24 protein-coding genes and 1 riboswitch are annotated in these 23,457 nt (G+C 36.8%); of the genes, 3 read left to right on the top strand and 21 right to left on the bottom strand.

Annotated features, from left to right (window positions below):
* Window positions 1-77: 77 nt before the first annotated feature.
* The 10 genes from queA to B4F31_RS05895 all read right to left on the bottom strand — a co-directional run bounded on the left by queA (window position 78) and on the right by B4F31_RS05895 (window position 8,613).
* Window positions 78-1,133 carry a tRNA preQ1(34) S-adenosylmethionine ribosyltransferase-isomerase QueA gene (queA, locus tag B4F31_RS05850; RefSeq protein ID WP_177195650.1) on the bottom strand — a complete coding sequence of 352 codons (1,056 nt, stop codon included), beginning with the start codon at window positions 1,131-1,133 and terminating at the stop codon, window positions 78-80.
* A gap of 81 nt (window positions 1,134-1,214) precedes the next feature.
* Window positions 1,215-2,444 (bottom strand): 3-phosphoshikimate 1-carboxyvinyltransferase, encoded by a 1,230-nt coding sequence (aroA, locus tag B4F31_RS05855; RefSeq protein ID WP_286760875.1) that lies wholly within the window; start codon window positions 2,442-2,444, stop codon window positions 1,215-1,217.
* Window positions 2,445-2,456: 12 nt separating this feature from the next.
* Window positions 2,457-2,720, bottom strand: a complete 264-nt coding sequence (locus B4F31_RS05860) for a hypothetical protein (RefSeq protein ID WP_075324786.1) — start codon at window positions 2,718-2,720, stop codon at window positions 2,457-2,459.
* Window positions 2,720-3,046 (bottom strand): nucleotide pyrophosphohydrolase, encoded by a 327-nt coding sequence (locus tag B4F31_RS05865; protein WP_075324787.1) that lies wholly within the window; start codon window positions 3,044-3,046, stop codon window positions 2,720-2,722. Before B4F31_RS05865 ends, B4F31_RS05860 begins: the two co-directional genes overlap by 1 nt.
* Before the next feature lie 2 nt (window positions 3,047-3,048).
* The gene (gene dtd / locus B4F31_RS05870) at window positions 3,049-3,501 is read right to left on the bottom strand and encodes a D-aminoacyl-tRNA deacylase (RefSeq protein WP_286760876.1); all 453 of its coding nucleotides are present in this window, start codon (window positions 3,499-3,501) and stop codon (window positions 3,049-3,051) included.
* Window positions 3,498-4,448: a ribosome small subunit-dependent GTPase A gene (rsgA, locus tag B4F31_RS05875; protein WP_075324789.1), complete on the bottom strand. Its 951-nt coding sequence runs from the start codon at window positions 4,446-4,448 to the stop codon at window positions 3,498-3,500. Before rsgA ends, dtd begins: the two co-directional genes overlap by 4 nt.
* A gap of 241 nt (window positions 4,449-4,689) precedes the next feature.
* Window positions 4,690-5,772: a bifunctional 3-deoxy-7-phosphoheptulonate synthase/chorismate mutase type II gene (locus B4F31_RS05880; protein ID WP_057480513.1), complete on the bottom strand. Its 1,083-nt coding sequence runs from the start codon at window positions 5,770-5,772 to the stop codon at window positions 4,690-4,692.
* A 23-nt stretch (window positions 5,773-5,795) separates the two neighbouring features.
* Entirely contained in the window at window positions 5,796-6,644 is an 849-nt protein-coding gene (locus B4F31_RS05885; RefSeq protein ID WP_286760877.1) for a prephenate dehydrogenase, read from the bottom strand.
* A complete protein-coding gene (locus tag B4F31_RS05890) occupies window positions 6,641-7,789 on the bottom strand; it encodes a pyridoxal phosphate-dependent aminotransferase (RefSeq protein WP_075324790.1) in 1,149 nt (382 codons plus the stop codon). The genes B4F31_RS05885 and B4F31_RS05890 overlap by 4 nt, the downstream gene beginning before the upstream one ends.
* Window positions 7,789-8,613, bottom strand: a complete 825-nt coding sequence (locus tag B4F31_RS05895) for a prephenate dehydratase (RefSeq protein ID WP_075324791.1) — start codon at window positions 8,611-8,613, stop codon at window positions 7,789-7,791. The genes B4F31_RS05890 and B4F31_RS05895 overlap by 1 nt, the downstream gene beginning before the upstream one ends.
* A 419-nt stretch (window positions 8,614-9,032) precedes the next feature.
* On the opposite strand from B4F31_RS05895, the gene gldA reads away from it, so the two are divergent.
* Window positions 9,033-9,959 (top strand): gliding motility-associated ABC transporter ATP-binding subunit GldA, encoded by a 927-nt coding sequence (gene gldA / locus B4F31_RS05900; protein ID WP_075327839.1) that lies wholly within the window; start codon window positions 9,033-9,035, stop codon window positions 9,957-9,959.
* A gap of 93 nt (window positions 9,960-10,052) precedes the next feature.
* Here gldA and B4F31_RS05905 read toward each other — a convergent pair whose 3' ends face one another.
* The 9 genes from B4F31_RS05905 to B4F31_RS05945 form a co-directional block, all read right to left on the bottom strand.
* Window positions 10,053-10,784, bottom strand: a complete 732-nt coding sequence (locus tag B4F31_RS05905; protein ID WP_286760878.1) for a head GIN domain-containing protein — start codon at window positions 10,782-10,784, stop codon at window positions 10,053-10,055.
* A gap of 34 nt (window positions 10,785-10,818) precedes the next feature.
* Complete coding sequence (locus B4F31_RS05910; protein ID WP_075324792.1) at window positions 10,819-11,382, bottom strand: hypothetical protein; 564 nt, start codon at window positions 11,380-11,382, stop codon at window positions 10,819-10,821.
* Window positions 11,383-11,390: 8 nt separating this feature from the next.
* Window positions 11,391-12,584 carry an ImmA/IrrE family metallo-endopeptidase gene (locus tag B4F31_RS05915; RefSeq protein ID WP_286760879.1) on the bottom strand — a complete coding sequence of 398 codons (1,194 nt, stop codon included), beginning with the start codon at window positions 12,582-12,584 and terminating at the stop codon, window positions 11,391-11,393.
* Between the two features lie 165 nt (window positions 12,585-12,749).
* On the bottom strand, window positions 12,750-13,850 hold the full coding sequence (locus B4F31_RS05920; RefSeq protein WP_286760880.1) for an acyloxyacyl hydrolase: 1,101 nt from the start codon (window positions 13,848-13,850) through the stop codon (window positions 12,750-12,752).
* Between the two features lie 24 nt (window positions 13,851-13,874).
* Window positions 13,875-14,831: a methylenetetrahydrofolate reductase [NAD(P)H] gene (gene metF, locus B4F31_RS05925; RefSeq protein ID WP_286760881.1), complete on the bottom strand. Its 957-nt coding sequence runs from the start codon at window positions 14,829-14,831 to the stop codon at window positions 13,875-13,877.
* A 107-nt stretch (window positions 14,832-14,938) separates the two neighbouring features.
* Window positions 14,939-17,674: a methionine synthase gene (metH, locus tag B4F31_RS05930; protein ID WP_414706122.1), complete on the bottom strand. Its 2,736-nt coding sequence runs from the start codon at window positions 17,672-17,674 to the stop codon at window positions 14,939-14,941.
* Window positions 17,671-18,687 (bottom strand): homocysteine S-methyltransferase family protein, encoded by a 1,017-nt coding sequence (locus tag B4F31_RS05935; RefSeq protein ID WP_286760883.1) that lies wholly within the window; start codon window positions 18,685-18,687, stop codon window positions 17,671-17,673. The genes metH and B4F31_RS05935 overlap by 4 nt, the downstream gene beginning before the upstream one ends.
* 52 nt (window positions 18,688-18,739) lie before the next feature.
* Window positions 18,740-18,850: riboswitch (SAM riboswitch) on the bottom strand.
* Between the two features lie 193 nt (window positions 18,851-19,043).
* The gene (locus tag B4F31_RS05940; protein WP_286760884.1) at window positions 19,044-19,550 is read right to left on the bottom strand and encodes a hypothetical protein; all 507 of its coding nucleotides are present in this window, start codon (window positions 19,548-19,550) and stop codon (window positions 19,044-19,046) included.
* A complete protein-coding gene (locus B4F31_RS05945) occupies window positions 19,550-19,972 on the bottom strand; it encodes an OsmC family protein (RefSeq protein ID WP_075324798.1) in 423 nt (140 codons plus the stop codon). The genes B4F31_RS05940 and B4F31_RS05945 overlap by 1 nt, the downstream gene beginning before the upstream one ends.
* A gap of 208 nt (window positions 19,973-20,180) precedes the next feature.
* Here B4F31_RS05945 and B4F31_RS05950 point away from each other — a divergent pair, with 208 nt between their 5' ends.
* Both B4F31_RS05950 and B4F31_RS05955 read left to right on the top strand, forming a co-directional pair.
* On the top strand, window positions 20,181-20,888 hold the full coding sequence (locus B4F31_RS05950) for a hypothetical protein (RefSeq protein WP_286760885.1): 708 nt from the start codon (window positions 20,181-20,183) through the stop codon (window positions 20,886-20,888).
* A gap of 135 nt (window positions 20,889-21,023) precedes the next feature.
* Window positions 21,024-21,446 carry a hypothetical protein gene (locus tag B4F31_RS05955; protein ID WP_075324800.1) on the top strand — a complete coding sequence of 141 codons (423 nt, stop codon included), beginning with the start codon at window positions 21,024-21,026 and terminating at the stop codon, window positions 21,444-21,446.
* A gap of 357 nt (window positions 21,447-21,803) precedes the next feature.
* Here B4F31_RS05955 and B4F31_RS05960 read toward each other — a convergent pair whose 3' ends face one another.
* Entirely contained in the window at window positions 21,804-22,868 is a 1,065-nt protein-coding gene (locus B4F31_RS05960; RefSeq protein WP_286760886.1) for an NAD(P)/FAD-dependent oxidoreductase, read from the bottom strand.
* Complete coding sequence (locus B4F31_RS05965; protein WP_057480526.1) at window positions 22,861-23,454, bottom strand: precorrin-2 dehydrogenase/sirohydrochlorin ferrochelatase family protein; 594 nt, start codon at window positions 23,452-23,454, stop codon at window positions 22,861-22,863. The genes B4F31_RS05960 and B4F31_RS05965 overlap by 8 nt, the downstream gene beginning before the upstream one ends.
* Window positions 23,455-23,457: the final 3 nt, after the last annotated feature.

The following is a 23,457-nucleotide window of genomic DNA, read 5'->3' on the forward strand; positions in this document are numbered from 1 at the left end:
TTTTTCTAAAAAATAAAAGAGCCACGAATTCACTAATATTAATGAATTCGTGGCTTAAGATTATATCAAATTAAAAACTAGATAATCAACATGGCGTCTCCATAAGTATAGAAACGGTATTTCTCTTTTACCGCCTCTTCGTAAGCTCGCTTCATAAAATCGTGACCGGCAAAAGCCGAGATCATCATAAGCAGCGTAGATTTTGGAGTATGGAAATTAGTAATCATACAGTTCGCTATACTAAAATCGTAAGGAGGAAAGATAAATTTATTGGTCCATCCACCAAACTCATTCAAAGTATGGTTTGAAGAAACCGAGCTTTCCAGAACACGCATTACCGTAGTACCCACAGCACAAACCCGCCTGTTTTCCAGTTTTGCTTTGTTAATGGTTTGTGTAGCTTTCTTTTCAATAAAAGCTTCTTCACTATCCATTTTATGTTTGCTAAGATCTTCTACCTCAACCGGACTAAACGTTCCCAAACCTACGTGTAATGTAACTTCAGCAAAATCTACTCCTTTAATTTCCAAACGCTTTAAAAGGTGTTTAGAAAAATGAAGCCCGGCAGTTGGTGCTGCTACAGCCCCTTCTTCTTTTGCATAGATAGTTTGGTAACGCTCCTGATCTTCAGGTTCAACATTACGCTTAATATATTTTGGAAGTGGAGTTTCTCCCAATTCCTTTAATTTTTTTCTGAAATCTTCGTAAGAACCATCGTAAAGAAAACGAAGTGTTCTTCCACGGGAAGTAGTGTTGTCTATAACCTCAGCAACTAAACTTTCGTCATCTCCAAAATAAAGTTTATTCCCGATTCTAATTTTTCTCGCAGGATCTACAAGAACATCCCAAAGTTTGGTTTCAGGATTTAATTCCCTTAAAAGAAAAACTTCGATTCTCGCACCGGTTTTTTCTTTATTACCATATAAACGTGCCGGAAATACTTTGGTATTGTTCAATACCATAACATCTTCAGGCTCGAAATAATCTAGAATATCTTTAAATTGTTTATGTTCAATTGTTTGTTCTTTCCTGTTTAGAACCATTAGCCTGGCTTCGTCCCTGTTTTCTGAAGGGTACTCTGCCAGAAGTTCATCCGGAAGTTCAAAATTGAAGTGTGAAAGTTTCATTCCCATAATTGCATTTTTAGAAGCGGCAAATATACAATCTCAAGATAGGGGTTGTCAAGTATTTAAGGATTTATTTGAAAAAAGCTTTTAAACTGAAGTTTTTTCAATCTTAAAACCGAGTTTTTCAAAATCTTCCCAAAACCCGGGATAGGATTTTGAAACCACTTCAGCATCTTCAATTTCAAAAGGAATTTTAAGCCCTAAAGGCGCAAAAGCCATTGCCATACGATGATCGTTATAGGTACCTACTGAAACATTTTGAGAGAAATTTTGCTTCGGAAGAAGTTCTAAACTGTTGTTGGTCACTTTTACCTGACTGCCAAATTTTTCAATTTCGGTTTTTAGAGCTACCAGCCTATCGGTTTCTTTAATTTTTAGTGTATGTAAACCGGTAAGGTGGCAGGATACATTTAAGGCCAAACAGGTTACTGCAATTGTTTGGGCGATATCTGGCGAATTTTGAAGGTTTTCTTCAATATGTTTTGGTTTAGTACCAGGACGTTTTTCTAAAATAATATGATCATTTTCAAACCTGGTGGTTACACCAAATTGCTTATAAATTTTAGCCAGGCAGGAATCTCCCTGTAAACTGGTTTTTCTATAAGTGCTTAATTTTAAATCGGCAGAATCGCTAATCGCAGCTAAACTATAATAATATGAAGCTGAACTCCAATCTGATTCAACAGCCAGAGTCTGCTTTTCTACATCCTGAGTAGGTTCAATTTTAATCGTTTTTCCTTGAAAAACCCCTTTAATTCCTGCACGTTGCAAGATTTCTAATGTCATTTTAATATAAGGGCTAGAAGTAATTTCACCTTCCAAATTTATTTCGAGACCGTTGGGAAGTGAAGGTGCAATAAGCATTAAGGCCGAAATATACTGACTACTAATATTAGCCTGTAAAGAAACACGATTTGCGGTAAGTTTTTTTCCTTTAATCCTAATTGGAGGGTAGCCATCGTTGTTTTCATAAGAAATATCGGCTCCCATTTGTTTTAGTGCATCTACGAGGAGTTTAACAGGGCGCTCGGTCATTCTTTTACTTCCGGTTAAAACTACTTCCCTACCTTCCAGACTTGAAAAATAAGCGGTTAGAAATCTCATTGCCGTACCCGCGTGATGAATGTCAACTAATTCATCTTCAGATTTTAAAGCTTTTCGCAAATAATGGGTATCGTCACTATTAGAAAGATTACTAATCTTTAAGTTTGGATATAAAGCCTGTAAAATTAGTAAACGGTTAGATTCACTTTTAGAACCGGTAACTTTTATAGTGCCGCTAAGGTGCTTCTTTGTATTTGAAATTTCTAAGTTCATTAATTGCTTATATTAATTTTCAGCATCCTTCTTTCTTTTTGCCCTGAATTGCCCAAACGAAATGATGAATCCATAAACAAAAGCTGCAAGAAATTGGCCCACAATAAAGCGAAATAACTTCCCATCTTCTGTACGTTCAGTGAAATAGGCTTCAAAATGAAATCCGCCGTATTCAAACAGCATACTTACAATATCATACACAATTAGAAAGCCCAGGCCGAGGAATAAAACCGATTTCCAGAAGGCTTTTTGCGAAATCATCTCTTTGAATTTCATTATTTTAACTTTTCGTTGTTATGATGCCTGTCGTGATCTCTTTTAGTTTTTAAATCCAGTTTTTTATCAAAAGCTTCCTGGAGATCAACCCCGGTTTGATTGGCAAGACAAAGCACTACAAAAATTACATCTGCCAGCTCTTCTCCTAAATCTTTATCTTTATCAGATTCTTTTTCACTTTGCTCACCATAACGGCGTGCAATAATTCGGGCAACTTCACCTACTTCTTCGGTAAGTTGCGCCATATTAGTAAGCTCGTTAAAATACCGAACTCCGTGTTCATTTATCCAATCGTCTACCGCTTTTTGCGCGTTTTCTATGTTCATTTTTATTCCCTTTGTTTAGAATCTACAATTATTGTCACTGGCCCATCATTAATTAGTTCCACCTTCATATCTGCGCCAAATTCTCCGGTTCCCACTGGTTTTCCTAAAGTTTCTTCAAATTTTTCAATAAATTTTTCATAGAGTGGAACCGCAACATCAGGTTTGGCAGCTTTTATAAAACTGGGTCTGTTCCCTTTTTTGGTAGAAGCATGTAAGGTAAACTGACTTACTATAATGGCATCACCGCCTACATCTAACAAAGACAGATTCATCGCGTTATTATCATCGCTAAAAATGCGCATTTTCACTATTTTATTGCAAAGCCAGTCAATATCTTCCTGCGAGTCTTCATTTTCTATTCCTAATAAAATCAATAAACCGGTGCGCATTACCGCATTAATTTCGTGGTTTATTTGTACGGAGGCTTTAGAAACCCGCTGTAAAACTACTCTCATTTCTTTGGATAAATATCTGTTCTGTAATTGTCTTCTTCTCCTTCCAAAATCTGTAAATAACTTTTATAACGGCTCCAGGCAATTTCACCTTCTTCCAGGGCGTCTTTTACAGCGCATTTTGGTTCCTCCAGGTGTAAACAATTATGAAATTTACAATCTTGTTTTATTCTGAAAAATTCAGGAAAATAGTCACCCAATTCTTCACGCTCAATTTCTACCACCCCAAAACCTTTAATTCCCGGGGTATCAATAATTCTTGCATCAAAAGAAAGGTCAAACATTTCAGCAAAAGTAGTAGTATGCTGCCCCTGTTTATGCTGTTCAGAAATCCGGGAAGTTTTTAAATTTAAACCGGGTTCTATGGCATTAATTAAAGTTGATTTTCCAGTACCGCTATGGCCGGCAAACATACTGGTTTTACCCAGCATCATCTCCTTAACTTTATCTACATTTTTTCCGGTAGTGGCTGAAATTCCTATACAATCGTAACCTGCATTTCTATACATGGCCGCCAGGTATTTCACCTCTACCAATTCATCTTCATTATAGCTATCAACTTTATTGAAAAGCAAAACCGCTTTTACGTGGTAAGCTTCCGCAGTAACTAAAAAACGATCTATAAAAGTGGTAAGTGTAGGAGGATTATTAAGCGTAACCAGTAAAAAAACCTGGTCTATATTGGAGGCAATGATATGGGTTTGCTTAGAAAGATTAACCGATTTTCGAATAATATAATTCTCCCGCTTTTCAATCTTTTTGATCACTCCTTGCTCTGCACCTTCCTTATCTTCAATATCAAATTCTACCTTATCGCCAACGGCCACAGGATTGGTACTTTTAATACCTTTAATCCTGAATTTCCCTTTAATTCGGCAGTCATAAAACGTTCCCGCTTCACTTTTCACCTGATACCAGCTTCCGGTAGATTTATAAACGGTTCCTTTCATTCACATTATGATTTTTAAGTGGCTGTTTGAAAGTTTTCTTAAACCGTCATCCTGAACTCGTTTCAGGATCTAAGTTGTTAACCTATTAGAAGCTGAAACAAGTTCAGCTTGACGGAAACAATCCCGAAGTCTCGGGACAGGATGACGTCCTTTAATTTTTTTCAAACAACCACTTTGCTAAAATAGCAAATGCAACATTCACTACTTGCCTTTAAACCAAAAATCATGGAAAACAAGATTCTTAAGCTTTCATAATTTTCTCCTGGTGGTTAATAGATTCCTGGTGAACCGCTTTAAATAAACGCAGAATAAATTCTTCGCTTAATCCGTGTTGCTCTCCTTCCAAAACCATATTCCCAAGAATTTCATTCCATCTTTTGGTTTGTAAAACCGAAACGTTCTGTGCTTTTTTCACCTGGCCAATTTCATCAGAAATTTTCATTCTTTTTGAAAGCAGCTCGATCAATTGATTATCGGCTACATCAATTTTAGCTCTTAAAGTGCTTAATTTATTCTGAAATTCTTCACTTTCTGAAACCTCTTTTCTAATTTTCAAATCTTTCATAATCTGAACAAGTGTTGCGGGGGTGATTTGCTGTGCAGCGTCACTCCAGGCATCATCGGGAGTGTGGTGGGTCTCAACCATAAGTCCGTCGTAATTCAGGTCTAAAGCAGTCTGGCAAAGATCAAAAATAATGTCTCTACGTCCTGCAATATGTGACGGATCTAAAATTAAAGGAAGATCTGGAAATTTATTCTGAAGCTCAATAGCGATCTGCCATTCAGGGTTATTTCTGTACTTGGTTTTTTCGTAAGCAGAAAATCCACGGTGAATTACTCCTAAATTTTTGATATCGGCAGTATGAAATCTTTCCACAGCTCCCAACCAAAGTGAAAGATCTGGATTTACCGGGTTTTTCACCAATACAGTTTTATCGGTGCCCTTAAGAGCATCAGCGATATCCTGAACAATAAACGGTGAAACCGTTGTTCTGGCGCCAATCCAAAGAATATCCACATCGTTTTCTAAAGCAAGGTCTACGTGGTGTGCATTCGCAACTTCAGTAGTGGTTAGCATTCCGGTTTCTTCTTTGGCCTTTTTTAACCATTTTAAACCTAGCGCTCCAACTCCTTCAAAATTTCCCGGTCTGGTTCTGGGTTTCCAAATTCCGGCACGTAAAACCGTGGCATCGGTATCTTTTAACTGGTGAGCGATCTTTAAAACCTGTTCTTCGGTTTCAGCGCTGCAAGGCCCTGCGATTACTAGCGGATGATCTAATCCGAAATCGTCAAGCCACTTTCTTTGTTCTTTGTTGTTTTCCATAATTTAAAATTTAATCCTGATTTTTAATTTATTCCGTTTAAAATTGATTTAATATGATTGGTGCGTTGCATTTCATTATAAACTTCCTGGAAATCATCATTTTCCAGCAAGTCTTTAAAATGCGTAAGGTTATTAATATATTCAGTTAAAGTTTCCAGCACATTCTCCTTATTTTCCCTGAATATTGGCGACCACATTGCCGGCGAACTTTTGGCAAGTCTTACCGTAGAAGCAAATCCACTGCCCGCCAAATCAAAAATATCACGCTCGTTACGTTCTTTTTCCAAAACCGTTTTTCCAAGCATAAATGAACTTATATGTGATAGATGCGAGACGTAGGCAATATGCCTGTCGTGCGAAACCGGATCCATATATCGAATTCGCATTCCCAGTTTCTGAAAGATGTTTAGCGCTCTTTCCTGAAGTTTAAAAGCTGTTTTTTCAACTTCACAAATTATATTTGTTTTATTCCTATACAGGTTAGAAATTGCCGCTTCAGGCCCGGAAAACTCGGTTCCTGCAATAGGGTGAGCCGCTAAAAAATTTCTACGGTTTTGATGATTAGCGATCTCTTTACAAAGCCCCGATTTTGTAGACCCGGCATCAAAAACCAGCGTATTCTCAATCACCAGGTCTAAAACTTCTGTCACCACTTTATTTGCAACATCTACGGGAACTGCCACCAAAACAACATCAGCGTGCTGAACATCTTCAATATGAGCCAAGTGATCTATAATACCGAGTTCCTTCGCTTTTTTTAAATTCTTTTCATCAGCATCGCTTCCGTAGATTTCAGCTTCGGGAAAAGCCGATTTAATATCAAGTGCAAAAGATCCGCCTATAAGTCCTATTCCTATTATTTGAACTTTCATGATGTAACTCTTTTTATAGCTCGTTGAATATTCTCTTCCGTAGCGCAAAGTGAAAATCTTATATAACCTTCGCCATTACTTCCAAAAATAAAACCCGGCGCGGTAAAAATGTGATATTTATTCAGTAGAAAATCTACAAAAGCTTCTGCGTTTGTTCCCTTCGGAACCTTGGCCCAAACGAACATTCCGGTTTGGTCTTTTTCAGGTTTACACTGCAAAGCTTCAGCTAATTTCAATACTTTTTCTTTTCTGCTTTGATAAACCTCATTTTGGGCAGAAAACCATTCTCCGTTTAAGCGCAATGCCGCTGCAGCACCCGCCTGAAGCGGATAGAACATTCCGCTATCCATATTGGTTTTTACTTTTAAAACCGTATTTAGGTTTTTTTCGCTTCCGCAGAGCATTCCTATTCGCCAGCCGGCCATATTAAAGCTTTTGCTTAAAGAGTTCAGTTCTAAAACTATGTCTTTAGCTCCTTCAGCCTTTAAAATACTTTTTGGGTTATCGTTCAGGATAAAACTGTACGGATTATCATTGACAATTAAGATGTTGTTTTCCTTTCCAAACTTTACCAAATCAGCAAAAAGCTTTTCATTCGCAGAAGCTCCGGTTGGCATATGCGGATAATTAACCCACATAAGTTTTACTTTGCTCAAATCTTTTTGGATCAATTCTTCCAAATTCGGCAACCAGTTTCCTTCAGCATTTAGATCGTAATAAACTGCTTTGGCGCCTACAAGTTCAGTAACCGAAGAATAAGTTGGATATCCGGGATTTGGAATTAATACCTCATCGCCTTCATTTAAAAAAGCCATAGAAATATGGGTGATTCCCTCTTTACTTCCCATAAGCGGAAGGATCTCAGTTTCAGCATCCAGGGAAACCTGGTAATGATTTTGGTAAAATTCAGCAATGGCATTTCTAAAATCTGGCGTGCCTTTATACGGCTGATATTGGTGAGCACCGGTATTTACCAAAGCTGAGTTTAAAGCTGAGATAACCTGTTGCGGTGGCGCCAAATCTGGGCTACCAATACCAAGATTAATAATATCTTTTCCGGCAGCTGCCATTGCACGCACTTCCTTCAATTTTGTAGAAAAATAGTACTCTTTTACGTTGCTCAACCTTTTTGCCTGCTCTATCATTACAAACTGTTTTTGTAGGTTCCTAAAATTGTTAATCGCTCGGTCATTACTTCTAGAATATCCATCGCTTTCTGGAATTCGGAATAATCTTCAAAAGTCACATCGATAAAAAATGAATATTTCCACGGAAATTCTATAATGGGCATACTCTGTATTTTGGTCATATCCAGATTGAAATCCCGTAAAATATTCAATACTGAAACCAGGCTACCACGCCTACTTTCCAATTCAAATTTTAAAGAAGCTTTATCTATTTTATCGCCATTTGGCTCTTTTTTCTTAGTACTGATAATCAAAAAACGAGTCGCATTGCTTTTCTTGGTATGAATACTTTCTGCAAGAATTTCCAGTCCGAATAGTTGTGCCGCTGCTTTACTCGCTACCGCCGCAACTTTTGTACTTCCTTTTTCTGAAATTCTTCGCGCTACTTCGGCCGTATCACTGTCTTCAATTAACTTAATATGTGGGTGTTTTTTAAAGAATTCCTTGCACTGCAAAAGTGCCATAGGGTGCGAATAGACCTTTTTAATATTCTCTATTTTTTGTCCCGGCATAGCCATAAAATTCATATCTATCGGGATATAATGCTCGCCAACCACTTTTAGATTATTCTCATCTATAAGTGCATAATTCGGCAAAATTGATCCGGCGATAGAGTTTTCTATAGCCATCACCCCTTCGGTAGCATCACCGTTTAAAAGGCTTTTAGTAAGTTCAGCAAAAGACATGCACTCTAAAACCTCAACCTCCTGGTGGTAATATTCCTGGGCCACCAAATGGTGAAATGAGCCTTGCACTCCCTGAATTGCGATAATTTTATCCATTAATTTCTAATTAATCTCGATTATCGAGTAAAAAAAAAGTCCCGATGTTTATCGGGACTTTTTTATATAATTTCTTACTTAATTACATAGCATTCCCGTTCCTATCTCTGAAATAGAAATAAAAAAAGTAAAATGCGTTCCAGCTAATTAAGTGATTCATTGTTTCGTTGTTATGGGGCTAAATTAGAATATTATTACCTAAACAAAAACCATTTTTTAGATTTTTTTAAGCTTTCATAAGCTTTTTACAGACTTTATTTTTTTTATAAAGATTCATCGAAAGATTTATAATAGCTTTCAAAATAATCACTTAGTAATTCCGAAATTCCTAACGAGATGACTTTTCTGAAACCCTTTATATCTAAATTTGAACTATTATTGGCGCGTTAAAAATCCTTACTTTTGAAAAAATGCTTGCTATGTCTATTTATGTTGAAGGAATTTCAAAGTTTTATGGTGAACAAAAAGCGCTGGACTCCGTTTCTTTTAAGCTGAACAAAGGAGAGATTGTTGGCTTTTTGGGGCCAAACGGCGCCGGAAAATCCACTTTAATGAAAATCCTTACCGGTTATTTAACTGCTTCGGAAGGAAAAGCGGAAGTAAACGGAATTTCCCTTGAAGACGATTTACATAAAATTCAACAGCAAATTGGGTATTTGCCAGAACACAATCCATTATATACTGAAATGTACGTTCGGGAATATTTGGAATTTAATTCCAGGATCTTTAAAACCGATAAATCCCGAATTGAGCAAGTAATAGAACTCACAGGGCTAAAACCCGAAGCCAATAAAAAAATAGAGCAGCTTTCTAAAGGTTATCGCCAACGTGTTGGTCTTGCCACTGCCCTGCTGCACGATCCCCAGGTTTTGATTTTAGACGAACCTACCACTGGATTGGACCCAAATCAATTGGTGGAAATCAGGAACCTTATTAAAAATATTGGAAAGGAAAAATCTGGAAAAACCATATTTCTTTCTACTCATATTATGCAGGAAGTTGAAGCCGTTTGTGACCGTGTGATTATTATTAATAAAGGAAAGGTAGTTGCCGATAAAAATTTAAAAGATTTAAGGGAAGAAAATGAACAGGTTATTTTAGTGGAATTCGATTACAGGGTGGAGCAAGTGGCCATTCAGAAAATTCCAAACCTAATTTCAGCTAAAAATGTAGGCGGATTTGCCTATGAACTCACGTTCGACACCAAAAAAGATATGCGCCCCGCAGTATTCGATTTCGCCCACGATAATGGATTAAAAACTTTACAGCTAAATCAAAAAACAAAGAATTTAGAAAGCCTGTTCGCGGAACTCACAGCCCCCCAGGCCCCCAAAGGGGGAGTTTAGTTTGTTCTTACCTGCAAAGATTTCTTTTAAAGTTTGAAGTATTTATTTTTCAGGGAATCATTTCCGAAGCGCTGAGAGTTCCCCCTTCGGGGGTTAGGGGGCTTCAAATATTAGTCGGCCGGTGTAGTGTTCTTCAATATCGACCTCTGGTGGCCGGTTTTTTGAAATTATATCTCCAAAACCAAAAATATCACCTTTTAAAGACTGCAGCGGATTGATAATTAATTTGTTGGTTCCTCGATGCAAAATATCGTAATGCTGAACGATCAGCTCTTCGGCTTCCAGCCTGCCGTCACCATTTGCAAAAAACAGATTTACATTTTCGGCGTTTCCGGTTAGGAAATAATTAGAAATATTGTCGTTGGTAATTCTTAGGTTTTCAACTTCAAGATCAAGGATAAAATCTCCATTGGTATGAATATCGGGATCTCGTTCCTGGTTAAAAGACCGCAACCAAAGTTCAGGAAAGTCAAGCGTTCCTAAGCTTTCAATCGCGCTGTCACTGCTATTCTGTAACCAGTTTAAAGTTGGTGTAGTCACATAGATTTTTGTGATCTCGTAATCACGAAAAAGATTACAGGAATTTTCATTTCTCAGTTCAAGTCGGTTATCTACAACTTCAGCATAAACATTTTCTTTAAGGTTCTCCCCGGTTACGATCTCCACTTTATATTCATCGCCCTGTTCAATAAACAATTTTACACGTTCATAAACGATAATTTCTTCAAATGCATCAACGCTAAATTCTTCAGAAATAATTTCTCCGGAAGTCTTTACACAAGTCGGCGCTTCTTCAGAATCACATCCTAAAAAGACAAAAATCAATATCGCTATTCCTAAAACCTGCTTGATGCAATTTTTAATCAAGATCCTGATCCTTTTCACTTAAGTTATACATGGATTTTGCTATACTAAGAGAAGTTTTATCGTATTTTTCATGGCCATAACCATGTCTTTCGTTTAGTTCATAAAATTCTCTGTAAAGATCAAATGGATTCTGAGATTCAGACACCCATTGAACGATAACATCCAGGATTTCATTCATAACAGGTTGAAATGTCATACGCCCATCTGACTTTCTAATACCATTATTATCTGATTTCTTTTTACCCAGATTTAAAAAGATATTTTTTTCGTCATAAATAATATCTCTTGCTTCTTTAAATTCTTGACCCTTAGGCAAAAAGTCCATCAAAAGTCTTCTTATACCTCTGTAATAAATATTATACTTTTCCTCAGGATCTTCAAACTCTTTACCAATAAGTTCCCTCAATTCATCTACTTCCTCAAGATTACCTTTTTCAGTATTTATAGATAACTGTTTACCGACTTTTTCGTTCGCCCTTTGCAGTAATTCCATTCGCTCAATATCCGCTTCGGATAACTTATCTTTTTTCCTTTTTTTGTTATTCTCTTTAGCCATGCTATCCTTTATTTAATTTCTAATATATTTTTAATTCTTTCGCTTGCTACTTTTATACTATCATCATTCCAAGCGATTGGATTTAACTTACCCACTGCATTTTTATAATTTGGATAAAACTCGCGAAACGCTCCGTGATAACTTTTACCGTATAGCTTATTCATGTACCAAGTAAAGAATGTGTACACTAATGACTCATGAATTTCATTTTCATTTGCAAATTTTGAAACTAAAAAAGGGTTATTAATGTACTTTTTGATATACTTGAATTTATCTACAGATAAAAAGTAATCTCTTGCAAAAGAGTCTGCCTTTTCCTCTATAAGAAATAAATCATCGTCTCCTGTTAGATGAAAACTATTCTTCTCAATCAGATCAAAATCAAATAAAACGTGATGCAGTTCATGCATAAGTGTAAACCAGATTGTTGAATATTTTTTATTAAAATCTGTAATTACTACGCAAGGTTTACCGTTTATTATAAATGTCCCACCTCTAACTTGTGTGGTAGAGAAGTAATCTTGAAAGATTACCGTAATTCCAATGTTATATAAAGCTTTACACACAGTAAATAACCCATTCTGAACATCTTGTGAGTAAGGTTTTAATTTTATTATCAAATCTTTTAATTTCCCCCTGTCATATTCATTAGGATTATCAATGATTTTAAAGGTTTGATAAGCTGACTTTACCCAGAAATCTTTCATTTTATCCGAAAAATTTCTTTTAGTTTGGCTGTATAGAGGTTCTTCTAACTGCTGCTCATATTCTTGAATAGACTCGTATCCGAAAAATTCTAAAACTTTTCGTATAAGTTCATCCGTTCCATAATCAGATTCAAAAAAGCCTAATTTCGTTAACATTTTAACATCAAAATTCTTCAACAAGAAAGTGGTCTTTCTGGCGTTATCAATCGAGGTTATATTCTCTTCATTTTGATTTTTTAAAACCGCTTGAACGAATCGATTAATTTCAATATTTAAAAACTCAGCAAGTTTAATAACATGAATTAAATTAGGTTGTTTCGCAGTACCTGAGATAATCTGTTCAAAAACATCCTTATCAATTTTCAGCAGTTTTAGTGCTTTTGTTTTACTTATATTATACTCATTTAATTTCTGCTCAAATTCCCCTCTGACATCAAGGTCTTCGCTGTCAGAGAAAATTGACTTCAATAGATTATCTAAACTTGACTCATTCATAAAAAATAGAATTTACCCTGTAAATATATGTCATATAATTCATATAATAGATAAAAAAGGGTAATTACCCTCAAAAAATATTTAAAAGAAATTATTATTCCACAAGCTTCTAAGGATACAATTCCGCTTGCCCCAAACTACAAACTTCCGCTCAAGCTTGTTTACTCATAAACGATAGCCAATTGAAAATTCTACGGCTTCGGCATTCGCATAATGAGAGCGAACGGTAAGCGATGCCCAAAGATCTTCGGTGATTTTTCTTTGCAAACCAATCCTGTTATATAATTGATCTACAAAATGCTCGTAGGGATAATACGCATAATACCCCAAATGCGTGATTACCGATAATTTATTGAAGTTTAATTGGTGCCCAACAAAAACCCCTACTCTTTTAGAGTCCTCTTCCCCGGTGGTATTTCCGGAAGGAAAAGCTACCGACTGGTAATAAATTCGTTCTTCCATAGCTTTGGAAAAGAAAACTTCAGTTCCTGCCTGCAGAGTACTTTTATGATTAAGCACCTTATCGGCATAACCTGAAAAGGTTAAAAATGGATATTGTTTAGAACCAATAATCCCCATAGTATTTACGCCACTTCGGAACACAAAATTAAAATGAATGGGTTCTGTATATTTTTCTCTTGGCCCTTTTGGAATATAATTGGGCAGATTTTGATGATCTAAAGCATAATTTACTCCCAGGTTAAAGGTGATGGTATTTGTACTGGCATTCGGCGATTTAAAATCGGCGTTGGAATAATGAATCAAAGAAAGCCCGGCCTGTAGTCCCAAACCTTCAAAAATGTTTTCTTTTTTGTAATTCGCCATTAAGTAAGTAGAACTTAGCAAGCGCGAACCGTAGGCATTATTCTTATAATTATCATCTGGATGATATGGATTGGAAGCATACGCCAGGCCCTGCCCTATTCTAAACATTAAATTTCTTTTAAAAAGGTAGAAATTCATATGCGCATAGAGTCCGTAATTTTCACCTAAACTGGGATTTTTCATATCCTGATAGGTAAAAGAAGCGCCAACATCGGGATAATTATAGCGCTTTTCCCAATCTTCAAATCCGAAACTTTTTTTATTAAAACCAAGAATTAAACCTGTTGGATGCCCGGTAATTAAATGGGCAATATCAGGATTATGTTCGGCAATGGTTCCGTAGAAATAACTGGCATCAAAAGAATAATAGTTCTTCCCGAACTCCTGGGCAGAACTATTAAAAATGCTGAAAAGAAAAATAAGGGCGGTAATTTTCTTCATTACCCGCAAATGTAGCCTAATATTTTAAAAAACCGCTTTCGCAATTTTTTGAATATTAGTACTTTTTCCCATTGAATAATAATGCAAAACAGGAACGCCGGCAGCTTTCAGTTCCTTAGATTGTGATATGGCCCATTCAATACCAACTTTCCTTACCTCTTTATTATCTTTACAGGCTTCTACATTTTTAATTAAATCCTCGGGTATATCTATGCTGAAAACCTGTGGTAATAATTGCAAATGCCTCTTAACGGCTATGGGTTTAATACCGGGAATAATGGGAACAGTAATTCCTGCTTCCCTTGCCTGTTCTACAAAATCAAAGTAAGCTTTATTATTAAAAAACATTTGTGTAACCACATAATCTGCGCCTGCATTAATTTTCTCCTTAAGGCGTTTTAGATCTGTTTGTAAAGAAGGAGCTTCCAGGTGTTTCTCAGGATAACCGGCCACGCCAATACAAAAATCGGCATTGTTATTAGATTCAATAACTTCGTTTAAATATTTTCCTTCTCCCAAATCTTTAATTTGGGTTACCAGTTCACTGGCAAAACAATTCCCCCCGTGGGTTGGTTCAAAATAGCGTTGGTGTTTCATAGCATCCCCGCGAAGTGCCATTACATTTTCAATCCCCAAATAGTGACAGTCTACCAGTAAATACTCGGTTTCTTCACGGGTAAACCCTCCACAGAGCACATGCGGAATGGTGTCTACATTATATTTTTGCTTTATTGCAGCACAAATACCAACCGTACCCGGGCGCATACGAGTAATCTTTCTTTCCAGTAAACCATCATCTTTTTTAATGTAAACGTGTTCTTCCCGCGAGGTAGTTACATCTATAAACGGCGGATTAAATTCCATTAGTGGATCTATATTATTATAAAGATCCTGTATACTTCTTCCTTTTTGCGGCGGAACAATTTCAAAAGAAAACAATGTTTCTCCTTTTGCCCGGTTTATATGTTCTGTTACTTTCATAAATACTTCCCAGTTCTTTATCCAATAGGAAAATATTGGTTGGATTATTAATTAATCTAAATTTATTTTTTCCGATTCCTTCCCTTTGGGGAGGCTAGCAAGAGCTCTTAATCTGCAATATTTGGATTAAGCCATTTTTCGGCCTTTTTCAGCGGAATTCCTTTTCTTTCAGCAAAATCTTTCACCTGGTCATCTTTAATTTTTCCCAGGCCAAAATAACGCGCTTCGGGATTGGCAAAATAATATCCGCTTACACTCGCAGCCGGCCACATCGCTAAACTTTCGGTAAGTTCAACTCCAATTCGTTCCTTTACCTTTAAAATTTCCCAAATACTTATTTTCTCTAAATGATCTGGGCAGGCAGGATAACCCGGAGCCGGGCGAATTCCTTTATAAGTTTCTTTTATTAATTCCTGGTTGCTTAAATTCTCTTCGGGCGCGTAGCCCCAGTCTTCCCGTCTTATTTTTTTGTGTAAATATTCAGCAAAAGCTTCTGCGAGACGATCGGCAAGGGCTTTTATCATTATTGAATTATAATCGTCAAAATCTTCCTCAAACTTTTTAGCTAATTCTGCAGTACCAAAACCTGTAGTCACACAAAAACAACCTATATAATCCTGGATTCCGCTTTCCTTTGGCGCAATAAAGTCGGAAAGTGCAAAATTTGGCTTTCCGCCGTGTTTTTTTAATTGCTGCCGAAGCGTTCTGAAAAGCATCTTTTTTTCTTCGGAATTTTCTTCATATTCCACTTCAATATCATCATCATTAACCGTATTCGCCGGAAATAATCCGTAGACAGCTTTCGCTTTTAGTAACTTTTCATCCAGAATTCTTTTCAGTAAAACTTTTGCATCTTTGAACAAAGAAGTTGCCTGTTCCCCCACCACTTTATCGGTTAAAATATCCGGATAACGCCCGTGGAGATCCCAGCTTCTAAAAAATGGGCTCCAGTCTATAAAAGCTTCCAGTTCCTTTAAATCGAAATTATCTATTTGCTGAATTCCCGATTTGTTCGGTTTTGTAATTTGAGTGGTTTTCCAGTCTATGGAATACTTATTTTTTCGCGCCTCTTCAATTGAAAGAAAAGATTTCACTTTACTTCTTTTCTTAAAATTAAGCCTGAATTTATCATATTCGGCTTTAAGATCGCTCATATATTTAGTGCGCGTTTCTTCCTTTAAAAGATCGCCAATTACCGTGACTGCACGCGATGCATCGTTCACATGAGCCACCGCATTTTTATACTGCGGGTCTATTTTTACCGCCGTATGCGCTTTTGAAGTTGTGGCGCCACCAATAAGTAAAGGCACGTCAAAATTCTGGCGTTCCATTTCCTTGGCTAAAAAAACCATTTCGTCTAAAGAAGGTGTTATTAATCCGCTGAGACCAATGGCATCAACACCTTCAGCTTTTGCAGTTTCTATAATTTTTTCCGGAGGCACCATTACGCCCAGGTCAATAATTTCGTAATTATTACAGCCCAAAACCACACTTACAATATTCTTCCCAATATCGTGCACATCTCCTTTAACCGTAGCCATAAGAACTTTTCCAGCCGAGGAGCGCTTACTGGACTTATCTGCTTCAATATAAGGAAGAAGGTAGGCCACTGCTTTCTTCATTACCCTGGCCGATTTTACTACCTGCGGAAGAAACATTTTTCCGCTTCCAAAGAGATCGCCTACCACATTCATTCCAATCATTAAATGACCTTCAATTACTTCAATAGGTTTGTCAGCTTCCTGGCGGGCCTGTTCTATATCCTCTAAAATATAAGCGTCAATTCCTTTAACCAAAGCGTGGGTAATCCTGTCCTGAAGCGGATTTTCCCTCCAGGAAAGGTCTACTTTGCTTGCCTTTTTAGAACCCACTACGGTTTCAGCAAATTCAAGCAAGCGCTCTGTGGCATCTTCTCTTCTGTCAAGAATTACATCTTCTACGTGTTCTAAAAGATCTTTGGGAATATTATCATACACTTCCAGAAGTGCGGGGTTTACGATCCCGATATTCATTCCCGCTTTAATCGCATAATATAAAAACACCGAATGCATCGCTTCCCGCACCGGATTATTTCCGCGGAAAGAAAATGAAACATTACTCACACCACCACTAATACTGCAATGCGGAAGATTTTCTTTTACCCAACGGGTTCCTTCAATAAAATCTATGGCATTGCGTTTATGCTCGTCCATCCCCGTACCTACCGGGAAAATATTCAGGTCAAAAATGATGTCTTCTGGTGGTAGTTTTACTGTATTAACCAGGATATCATAAGAACGCTTTGCTATTTCAATTCTACGTTCAAAATTATCGGCCTGCCCAACTTCGTCAAAAGCCATAACGATTACCGCAGCACCGTAACGCTTTATTTTTTTAGCGTGTTCTATAAATTCTGCTTCGCCTTCTTTAAGGCTTATAGAATTCACAACACATTTCCCCTGCACCACCTGTAAACCGGCTTCTATAATTTCCCATTTAGAACTATCTATCATGATGGGTACACGGGCAATATCGGGCTCGGCAACAATAAGGTTAAGGAATTTTACCATCGCCTCTTTGCCTTCAATAAGACCATCGTCCATATTAATATCGATGATCTGGGCACCACCGTCTACCTGATCTCTTGCTACTTCCAGGGCTTCCTCAAAATTCTCCTCTTTAATTAGGCGAAGGAATTTTTTGGAACCGGCTACATTAGTCCTTTCCCCAACATTTACAAAATTGCTATCGGGGGTAATTATAAGCGGTTCGAGACCAGATAATTTTAAAGGCCTAATCTCTTGTTGTTCTTTTTCCGGGGAAATTTCTTCCTGTATATTTTCTTGATTCACTGTTTCTATCATAACGCGGTGGAAAATTCAGGTTTCACTATTTTTCTTGGATTATAATCTTTGGCAATTTCAGCAATAGCGCTAATATGCTCTGGTGTGGTACCACAGCAACCACCAAGAATATTCACCAAACCCTTTTCTAAATATTCCCTAATCTGTCTTGCCATTTCTTCAGCATCCTGGTCGTATTCTCCAAAAGCATTTGGCAACCCTGCATTAGGATAAGCTGACACACCACAACTTGCAAAACGGTTTAAAACCTCGAGGTGCGGTGTTAGTTGTTTAGCACCCAAAGCACAGTTAAAACCAACACTTAACAGGGGAATATGCGATACCGAAATAAGAAAAGCTTCCGCGGTTTGCCCCGAAAGCGTTCTCCCGGAAGCATCGGTAATCGTTCCACTTACCATTATGGGAATATCTAGCTGTAATTCTTCTTTAAGTTCATCAATGGCAAAAAGCGCGGCTTTAGCGTTTAGGGTATCAAAAACAGTTTCTACCAGAAGAATATCCACGCCGCCTTTTATTAAAGCGCTGGCTTGTTGCTTATAAGCTACCCGCAATTCTTCAAAGGAAATTGCACGAAATCCGGGATCGTTAACATCGGGGCTCATACTGGCGGTTTTATTGGTGGGCCCAATCGCGCCGGCCACAAACCGAGGTTTTTCCGGATTTTCTTCAGTCATTTTTACGGCGACTTCTTTGGCAATCCTGGCCGACTCATAATTGAGCTCATCTACCAGTTCTTCCATTTTATAATCGGCCATAGCGATGGTGGTTGCAGAAAAGGTGTTGGTTTCTACAATATCGGCACCGGCTTCAAAATATTTGCGGTGTATTGTTGCGATTGCTTCAGGCTGGGTAATGGATAACAGGTCGTTATTTCCCTGTACGGAAACCGGCCAATCTGCAAAACGTTTTCCACGGAAGTCTTCTTCAGAAAATTTATAATCCTGAAGCATCGTGCCCATGGCACCGTCTAAAATGAGTATATTTTTTTGAAGTTGTTCTTCTAATTTTGACATATAATTTTATCTAAAATCACTATCAAAAAAAGAAGCGGGAAAGAATTCTTTCTTGTTATCTATCTGCGCCAAAGAAGCGAAGTAGAATGTAGCACCTTCTCCCATTACAGGAGGGTTGCCAAGGTTTCAACGGGTCTATTCCCTCAACCTTTCTTGATAACGATGTTATAAACAATGAACTTGAACCAGCAAATATACGGCACAGCCATTTAAATGCAAGGGCTAAGAGTAATTTTTATGGATAATGTATTTTATATGATTTACTGAATTATATTTTTAATAAAACAAAAAAAAGAAGGGAGAAAAATTAAAGATTACTTCCAAATACTGCTTTAATTTCCAAAGTTTCTATTGACTTAAAAAGCCGAATTACCAAACTTCTTAATTTCAATAGAATCAGTGGTATTTAATTGGTTTAGAAAATATTTCAGCTCTTCTTTCTTCTGTTTATTCTGAAGAATTATTTCGTAATTATATTTTTCACCTGAAAGCGTAGTAAAATAAATATGATTTTTATTTCCGTATAAAGTATACTTCCAGAAACTGGCGTAACCTCCATATTTAAATCCAATTTCCCGTAAATCGGAAATTAAAAATTCCTTTTTGGAATTGGCTAAATCTATTTTAACCCTGGTTTCATCTATCTCCATATCTCCAAGATATTTGGGTTTAACAAACGACTGACTTAAAGCTCCGAACATTCCCAGCATAAAAGCAAAACTACCGGTAAGCCGAAGCCACTTTTCCTCTACCTCGAAAATCGATGTGAGCGCACTACCTCCCAGAAGGAGAATAATAAAAACAATCCTTAAAAACACCGAAGGCTTCCAGGTTTTAACTATCCTGGTTTCAAAAGAGTTCATTAATTGATAAGCTCGCCATTTAAAGTGATCGCATAATTGATTTCAGCTGCTTTTTCCAGCATTTTAGAAACCGAACAATATTTTTCCATAGAAAGATCTACGGCACGTTTGGCTTTCGCCGCAGGCACATCTCCTTTTAAAAGAAAATTAAGCTGAATTTTCTTAAAAACATTAGGCACTGCGCCATCTTCTCTAAAGCCTTCAACTTCCACCTGGAGATCTTCCAGTTCCAGATGTTGCTTTTTTAGAATCATTACGATATCAATACTGCTACAACCGGCAATGGCTCGCAGTAATAAATCCATTGGGCTGGCTCCCTTTGGTTCGGCATCGGTTTTATTATCTAAATGAACAATGTCTCCACGCTCGTTTACGGTTTCAAAATGATAATCTTTATTAAGTCTTTTAAGGTTGATCTTCATAATAAATCTTGTTTTAAACAAATTTAGCTAAAGCTTATTAAAAAACCTCAAAGTTCTAAAGCTTATACCGGGTTAGGGTTTTCCGTAAACGATATTAACAAATTTTTAATAGATTTACAGGGAAGCTTGGAAATGAATCTGATTTTATCCTAGTAATTTACGTGTGATTGTAAAAATAGGAATACAAGGATTTGACAACAATTTATTAATGAAATATTCTGTAAATCATAGTGAAATTAAAGAAGGATCTGAATCACTCGTTAAAGCTTTAATCAGGCTATATGAGGTTAATAGATTATTTGATCAATATAAGCATTTAAACACTGAAAAAGTTGAAATGGTCATCTACAAAACTGCAACATATGGATGGTATGTAGATGATTTCTCAAAAAACAGTGAATTAAAAATAAACACTTGCCTTAAACATATCTATAATAATCTTCCCGAAAAACTTGATCTTTATTTTTCAGATTATTACAGAGGTAAAATTGATGAGATTAGAAAAATGTTAACTGAGAAATATTCAAACAGAAAACAAATTTTAAATGAAGCTTTTGATGCTCATAATAAAGGACTTTACCACGCTTCTATTTGTATATTATTAACTCAAATTGATGGAATTTGTAATGATGTTTTAGATGCTAAATTTTTTATAAATAAGAATTACTTGCCACAGATTAAAGAAAAATTAGAGAGTAAAAATCTAAAATATTCAGACTTTATATTATCTCCTATAATTAAAAAAGCAAGTATTGATAGTTGGGAAAAGGAAATTGAAAAATTCCCAATTCGATTAAACCGTCATGAAATTTTACACGGTGTTGATATTCAATATGGAAATGAAACTAATTCATTAAAAGTAATTTCAATGATTTCCTATATAGATTTTGTATTATCCCATTATAGTTCGAACTAAATAAACAATTGCCAAGTCGTTTCATCGCAAATAACCCTTTTTGCCGAAAAAGTGTAATTTTAGAAACCAGGAAAGAAAGCATTAATCCGACAAGCCCGTCTCCCTATTTCCGCTACTTTTCCATAACCAATATCAATGAAAACACTATATCTATTTACCGCACTAATATTTACATTTTTAAATTCTACAGCCCAGGAATTAAATTGTGAAGACTTTAGAAATGGAAACTTTATTATGCCGGCAGAAGATGGATTTTCAAGTGTCCGGATCGAAAGAAACGGGAATTATCAAATTGAAATACCTTTAAATGAAGAAGGCTTACCAGACAAAAACAAGAAAGCAGAATTTATCAACCTCAAGTGGATTAATGATTGTTCTTACATTGGAAAATATGATGGAACTAAAATGGAATTAACAGAATTTCAACATTTCGTAAATAGCAATGGTGGAATTAAAGTAAAAATGAAAAAGATAGAAGATGGATGTTTCTATTTCCTTTCAACTTTAAGCATTGAAGGAGAGGAACAAAGGCTAGATGGTAGAATGTGTATTGAATAAACTTGAAATGAAAAGACTCCAAATCATATTAATTGCTTTAATAATTTTAAGCTCTTGCAAAGAAGAAAATAGAAAAATTTAACCTCAGGAAAAATAAAGATTTACGGAATAGATAATGCAAACAAGAGATTATAAAATTTTCTATTCCAGAGAAAATTTACATAAATTTAATATTAAGGGTGGAATAGAATATGATAGGGGCTCTCGGCAAAAAATAGAAGACTTAAAATAAGGAATGACGAAATGCTTCAACCACCCCGGCCTATAGGCCACCCCTCCTTAAAAGGAGGGGAGCTTAATAAGCTTTAAAAATCATTGTATTTTATTCTAATTAATTCCCCCTTCGGAGCCAGGTGCTTACACGCCAATACTCTGTACCACTTCTTTTTTGGCTTCTTTTTTACTACCGTCAAATCCGGTCACGCCGCCAACGGTGGTGTATTTAAGTACATATTTTTTATCAGGGAAAATTCGCTGGTAAGCACTTTGACACATAATCGCGGCTTCGTGAAAACCGGAAAGGATCAGTTTTAATTTTCCTTTATAGGTGTTTACATCACCAATAGCATAAACGCCGGGAATATTGGTTTGATAATCGTAAGAATTATCAACTTTAATCGCGTTTTTCTCTATTTCCAGTCCCCAGCTTCCAATCGGGCCCAGTTTTGGAGACAATCCGAAAAGTGGAATAAAATCATCCACATCTTTAAATTCCTCTCCGCGGGCTTCATCTTTATGCCTAATTACCACCTGTTCCAATTGATCTTCACCTCTAAGGCCAACAACTTCAGCATTGGTAATCATTTCAATCTTACCGAGTTTAGCCAATTCTGAAACCCTTTCCACAGAATCCAATGCGCCACGGAACTCTGCTCTACGGTGCACCAGGGCAACTTCCGCAGCAACATCGGCCAGGTAAATGGCCCAGTCTAATGCAGAATCCCCTCCACCGGCAATCACTACTTTTTTATCGCGGTAAACTTCCGGATCTTTAATAAAATAAGAAACGCCTTTATCTTCAAAATCGGTAATATTAGCGATTGGGGGTTTTCTTGGCTCAAAAGAACCTAATCCACCCGCAATTGCTACTACCGGCGCGTGGTGTTTTGTGCCTTTATTGGTAGTTACTATAAAAGTACCGTCGTCCAGTTTTTCCAAAGTTTCGGCGCGTTCTCCCAAAGTGAAGCCTGGTTCAAAAGGTTTTATTTGTTCCATTAGATTTCCAACCAAATCTCCCGCTAAAATTTCAGGAAATGCCGGAATATCATAAATTGGTTTTTTAGGATAAATCTCAGAACATTGCCCGCCGGGTTGTGGCAGCGCGTCTATTAAATGCGTTTTTAGTTTTAATAATCCCGCTTCAAAAACGGTAAACAAACCGGTTGGGCCAGCCCCAATTATCAGGATATCTGTTTTAATCATCACTCTTGTTTTTAACTTTTAAAGATTCGGTTATAGAATTCATTTGATCAACTTTCGCCTCAAAATCACCTTTTATATTACTTCGGTATTCATTTAAATTTTCTACCATCTGGTTTACATTTTCGGGAATTACTTCTTCAAAAAATTGCCGTAAACGTTTTGCCGCGGTAGGCGATTTACCGTTGGTGGAAATCGCGATTTTTACGTGGCCTTTATTTACAATGCCGCCCATATAGAAATCGCAGAGTTCGGGCGTATCGGCTATATTAGCCAGTAAATAACGTTTTTTGGCATGTTTGTAAACTCGTTTATTCAATTTTGCATCGTTCGTAGCCGCAATTACAAAATGACGGTTTTTAAGGTATTTTCTTCTATACCTGCCTTTTGTTAATTTTGCGCCGTGTTTTTTTGCCAGTTCTTCTGTTTCCGGTAAAAACCATTTTGCGACCACTTCCACCTTAGCATTAGGACTCGATTTAAACAGGAAATGCAATTTTTCGTGTCCCACCTGTCCGCCGCCAACGACCAGAATATTCAGCTTATTGACCTTTAAAAAGACCGGGTATAATTCGTTTCTTTCTTCCATAGG

This window comes from Salegentibacter sp. UBA1130 (assembly GCF_002311535.1).
In the GTDB taxonomy this organism is placed as follows: Bacteria; Bacteroidota; Bacteroidia; order Flavobacteriales; family Flavobacteriaceae; genus Salegentibacter; species Salegentibacter agarivorans.